This window comes from Bartonella sp. AD328YNZD, from assembly GCF_042196425.1.
Genome location: NZ_JBHIQG010000446.1, coordinates 1 through 1679 on the forward strand (window position 1 = coordinate 1; position 1679 = coordinate 1679).

Consider the following 1679-nt stretch of genomic DNA (forward strand, 5'->3'; position numbering starts at 1 on the left):
TTATAATAACGTCAAAATATATGATGGACATATTTTTGGTTACATACAAATTTATGGAAATGTGATTATTGATGCGGATTCAAGAATTTATGGCAATGTAAAAATTTATGATAATTCAGAAGATTGTAAACAAACCATGACCGCCCAGAGCGGCGTCTCTTCACAAAAGGATATCATTCCTTTCTAGCAACACAAACAACTTTTAACACATGCGTGATTCACTCCACGGGAGAATTGCGCACAAATGGAGGAAATCAAGATGAGTGAATAAAAACACTAACTTAACAGAAATTGAAGAAACACATCATTTAGCCGTCGAATAAACTGCTATGGAACGCATTGTAAACAGAGCCTTAGAAAATAATATCGATATGGACCGTCTCGAGCGTCTCATTGCTTTACGAGAAAAAGAAATAGAACGACAAAACTACGAAAGATTTGTCAGTGATCTTTCAAATATGCAAATAGAATATCAAAAAATACAAAAATATCCATATAAACAACTAATATGCAACCCTTGACTAAGTACATTGATGCTGTAAAGAAGACTCTTGAAAAACACCGATTTGCTTTGTTTTCTCGTATCAAAGAACAGAGTTTAGACAATATAATTATAGAAATGACTTTGATGCATCCATTTGGGAATAAAATCTCAACAGAAAGAAAGTTTTCTTATGACACTAAAGGATGCAAATCAAATATACAATCGGTTGGTTCTGGAATCATATACGCACGCAGATATCTGGTAGGTATGCTTCTTAATGTCGTGAGTGAAAATGATGATACAGATGGGAACCCACCTATTAAAAAGCTTTTCCACAACAGATCAATGCAATCAGAAGACTCATAGTATAAATTCAAACAGAAGAAGAAATACTTACTTATGTCAACGTCAAAAAGCTTGAAGATATATGTCTGAAGAGCAAGCACAAACGGTGTTACATCTTTTGAAAGATAAACAAAACAGGTAAAAGGTAGAAACAGATTCTACTATACAAGATGCCGATCTAGCAACGCCACACGAACAGGGAACGGCGCTGTGAGATGGAGCAAAGAACAGCAAAATGGTTTCATGCGCGTTTAGGAAAAGTCACCGCTTCAAACGTTTACAACGTACTCAGTAAGACAGCTAAAGGTTTGCCTACAAGCAAATATGAAGATTAAAAAATGAAACTCATGACAGAAAGCTTAACAGGGGAAATAAGCCAATCTTATACAACACCTGCTATGCAATGGGGCATTGAACATGAAGAGAATGCCTTGATAGAATATGCGTTCATTTATGACACCAATGTCACAAGATGCGGGTTTATCCAACACCAAAAAATGGAAATGGCGGGGGCTCGTCCTGATGGGTCCATTGGAGAGGGCTGTTTAATCGAAGTCAAATGTCCACAATCAACAACCCATCTTCGTTTTTTTATTTATGACGAAATCAAGCCTTAATATATCGCACAGATGCAATTCCAAATGGTTTGTACAGGACGAAAGTGGTGTGATTTCATGAGCTATAATCCAAACTTTGTAGGCAAATCTACTGGTTTGAGAATGAAAATAAAACGCGTCAATCGTGATGAGAAACACATTGAAGAGATCAATAAAGCGGTCGAAATCTTTTTAGGGGAAATAGAACAAGAGATGCAAAAGATTTTGGCAAAAGCTGCTTAAATCTATGGAGG

The 1679-nt window shown here is 36.2% G+C and carries 3 pseudogenes; all 3 read left to right on the plus strand.

Annotated elements, in window-relative coordinates:
* Positions 1-187: pseudogene (locus tag ACFIO3_RS12695) on the plus strand (hypothetical protein); the annotation flags it as partial.
* A 76-nt stretch (positions 188-263) separates the two neighbouring features.
* Positions 264-1043, plus strand: a pseudogene (locus ACFIO3_RS12700) (ERF family protein).
* A 1-nt stretch (position 1044) separates the two neighbouring features.
* Positions 1045-1668, plus strand: a pseudogene (locus ACFIO3_RS12705) (lambda exonuclease family protein).
* Positions 1669-1679: the final 11 nt, after the last annotated feature.